Genomic DNA, 3,357 nt, shown 5'->3' with positions numbered 1-3,357 from the left:
GTCGCGACGCGACTCGCCGCGCCCGACTGGGGCCGCATCGCGGGCGGCTTCGACCCGCACGCGATCGACGTCGCCGCGCTGCTGCAGCGCGCGTACCCGGTCTAATGCCGTTTCGGACAGCGTAGTACAACCCAGTTCGCCTTCGATCGCCCGCCCGGAGTCCCGATGAACCTCGTCGCCGCCCTTGACCGCGCCGCCCGTGCGACGCCCGACAAGCCGTTCCTCGTCAGCGAATCCGCGACGATCACCTATGCCGCCGCGCGCGAGCGCTCGCACCGCGCGGCAGCCGTGTTGAGCGCGCTCGGCGTCGCGGCCGGCGACCGTGTCGCCGCGATGTGCTTCAACACGCCGGCCTTCGTCGACCTGATGTTCGGCGCGTGGCGGCTCGGCGCGACGTTCGTGCCGATCAACCACAAGCTGCAGGCGCCGGAAGTCGACTACGTGCTCGAACACAGCCGCAGCAAGGCGCTGCTGTTCGACGTGGCGCTCGCGCCGGTGGTCGAACGCATCGTGCATCCCGCGCGGCGGCTCGTGACCGAAGGCGAGCTCGACGGCGTGCCGTGTTTCGACACGCTGTGCGCGACGATGGACGGCCTCGCGGGCATCGATCCGGCCGATGGCGACATCGCGCAGATCCTCTATACGTCCGGCACGACCGGCCACCCGAAAGGCTGCGTGCACAGCCACCGCACCGTGACGCTCGCGGCGATGCAGGCGGCCCTCGCGACCGGCATCGGCCGCCACGAGCGCACGCTGATGGCGATGCCGATCTGGCATTCGTCGCCGCTCAACAACTGGTTCGGCGGCACGCTGTTCGCGGGCGGCACCGTCGTGCTGCTGCGCGAATACCATCCGCTGCGCTTCCTGCAGGCCGTCGAGCGCGAACGCGTGACGCTGTATTTCGGCGCGCCGGTGTCGTACCTGCTGCCGCTCGACACGATCGACGGCTTCGCGGCGTTCGACCTGTCGAGCGTGCGCGCGTGGCTGTACGGCGGCGGCCCGATCGGCCCCGCGCAGGCCGAACGGCTCGCGCGGGCGTATCGCAGCGATACGTTCTTCCAGGTGTACGGCATGACGGAAGCGGGCCCGGCCGGCACGACGCTGTATCCGGACGAGCAGATCGCGAAGGCCGGTTCGATCGGTTGCACGGGCGGCCCGGGCGTCGACCTGCGCGTCGTGCGGATGGACGGCATCGACGCGCAGCCGGGCGAGACCGGCGAGATCTGGCTGAAGACCGACAGCATGATGCTCGGCTATCTCGACGATGCGGCCGCGACGCGCGCCGCGTTCGCGCCGGACGGCTGGTATCGCACCGGCGACATCGCGCGGATCGATCAGGATGGCTACCTGTTCATCGTCGACCGGCTGAAGGACATGATCGTGACGGGCGGCGAGAACGTCTATTCGAAGGAAGTGGAAGACGTGCTCGGCGCACACCCGGACATCGCCGAGGCGGCCGTCGTCGGTGTCCCGCATCCCGACTGGGGCGAGACGGTCGTGGCGCACGTGGTGCTGCGCGCGGGCACCGCGCCCGACGCGGACGCGCTGCGTGCGTTCTGCGGCGAGCGGCTGGCCGCGTACAAGATTCCGCGCGAATTCACGTTCGCGCAGGCGCTGCCGCGTACGCCGACGGGCAAGCTGCAGAAGTTCCTGCTGCGCGTGCGGCGCGAATAGCCGTTTGGATGGCGGCGGAAAAAGAAAAAGCCACCCGGCCCGACGGCCCGGTGGCTTTTTCGCATGATCGGCGGGGCAGCGACCTGGGCCGCCGCCCGTTCGTCACGTCACTGGCTGCTTACTTGCCGCCGATGCTCTTCAGCGGCTTCCACTCGCCCTTCTCGACCTTGTACATCGTGATGCCGCCGTTCTTCAGGTCGCCCTTCGCGTCATAGGCGACGTGCGTCGACGTCACGCCGGCCATGTCGCTCTTCGCGAGCACCGGCAGGTACTTCGCCGGGTCGGTCGAGTCGGCCTTCTTCATCGCGTTGAGCATCGCCATCGCGCCGTCGTACGCGTACGGCGAGTACGTCTGCACGTCTTCGCCGAAGCGCTTCTTGTACTTGTCGGCATAGGCCTTGCCGCCCGGCATTTCTTCGAGCGGGAGACCGGCCAGCGAAGCGATCGTGCCGTCGGCCGCGTTGCCCGCGATCTTCAGGAACGTCGGCGTCTTCACCATTTCGCCGCTCATCAGCGGTGCCGTGATGCCGAGCGTCTTCATCTGCTTGACCATCGGCGCTGCCTGCGAATCCGCGCCGCCGTAGTAGATCAGATCCGGCTTCGCCGACTTCAGCTTGGTCAGGATCGCCTTGAAGTCCACCGCCTTGTCGTTCGTGAATTCACGGTCGACGATCGACGCGCCGCCGGCCTTCGCGGCCTTCTCGAACTGGTCGGCGAGACCCTGGCCGTAGGCCGTGCGGTCGTCGACGATCGCGATCTTCTTCATGCCGAGATCCTTCGACGCGAACGTGCCGGCCACCGAGCCCTGCTGCGTGTCGGACGTCATCATGCGGAAGGTCGTCTTGTAGCCTTGCTGCGTGTATTCCGGCGCCGTCGCCATCGCGATTTCCGGAATGCCCGCGTTCGCGTAGATGCGCGAAGCCGGAATCGTCGTGCCCGAGTTGAAGTGGCCGAGCATGCCCTTGATGCCGTCGTCGACGAGCTTCTGCGCGACCGTCGTGCCCGTGCGCGGGTCAGCCTGGTCGTCCTGCGTGTTGAGCACGAACTTCACCGGCTTGCCGCCGATCTTCGGGTTCGTCGCGTTGAAGTCTTCCAGCGCGAGCACGATCCCGTTCTGCATATCCTTGCCGTAGTGCGCCTGCGCGCCCGTCATCGGCCCTGCGTAACCGATCTTCACGTCATCCGCATGGGCCGTCCCCGCCAGCGACATGACCGCGACGAACGTCGCGCCTGCCAGCTTTTTCATCGTGTGTTGCATAGCATCTCCTTGGTACCAGGGTAAATGGAGCGGCTTCGGGATCGCCTTGCCGCTTCCTATGTTTGATCCGAACGGCAAGGATGATCAGCCGATCGTCATCAAATTCGCATTGCCACCCGCCGCGGCCGTGTTCACGCTCACCGAGCGCTCCGTCAGCAGCCGTTCCAGCGCGTAATCTTCCGCATCGCCGTTCTCGAACGCGCCCACCGACACGCCCTGCACCGACACGATCGGGCCCGGCCGCTGCGCGACGTCCTTCACGAGCGTCTGCAGTTCGTCGCTGTCGCCTTCGAACAGCACCGCGTCGAACGGCGCGTCGGCCTGCTTGCGCACGACCGCGTGAGCCTTCAGCGACGCCGGCAGCGCGGCGACCAGCGCCTCGCCGGCCGCACCCGCGAACAGCGCACGATTGCCGGTTGCCAGCA

At 67.6% G+C, this 3,357-nt stretch carries 3 protein-coding genes; 1 reads left to right on the top strand and 2 read right to left on the bottom strand.

What is annotated here, in order from left to right:
• Positions 1–165: 165 nt before the first annotated feature.
• Positions 166–1,674 carry an AMP-binding protein gene (locus tag G3N99_RS37295; protein ID WP_206124868.1) on the top strand — a complete coding sequence of 503 codons (1,509 nt, stop codon included), beginning with the start codon at positions 166–168 and terminating at the stop codon, positions 1,672–1,674.
• A gap of 118 nt (positions 1,675–1,792) precedes the next feature.
• On the opposite strand, the gene G3N99_RS37290 is transcribed toward G3N99_RS37295, so the two are convergent.
• Complete coding sequence (locus G3N99_RS37290) at positions 1,793–2,932, bottom strand: branched-chain amino acid ABC transporter substrate-binding protein (RefSeq protein ID WP_174940214.1); 1,140 nt, start codon at positions 2,930–2,932, stop codon at positions 1,793–1,795.
• A gap of 84 nt (positions 2,933–3,016) precedes the next feature.
• Positions 3,017–3,357: hypothetical protein (locus G3N99_RS37285; protein ID WP_206124867.1), on the bottom strand; the 341-nt coding region annotated here is incomplete at its 5' end.

Source organism: Burkholderia sp. Ac-20392 (assembly GCF_017104585.1).
In the GTDB taxonomy this organism is placed as follows: Bacteria; Pseudomonadota; Gammaproteobacteria; order Burkholderiales; family Burkholderiaceae; genus Burkholderia; species Burkholderia lata.
This window is presented reverse-complemented; position numbering and strand designations above follow the sequence as displayed.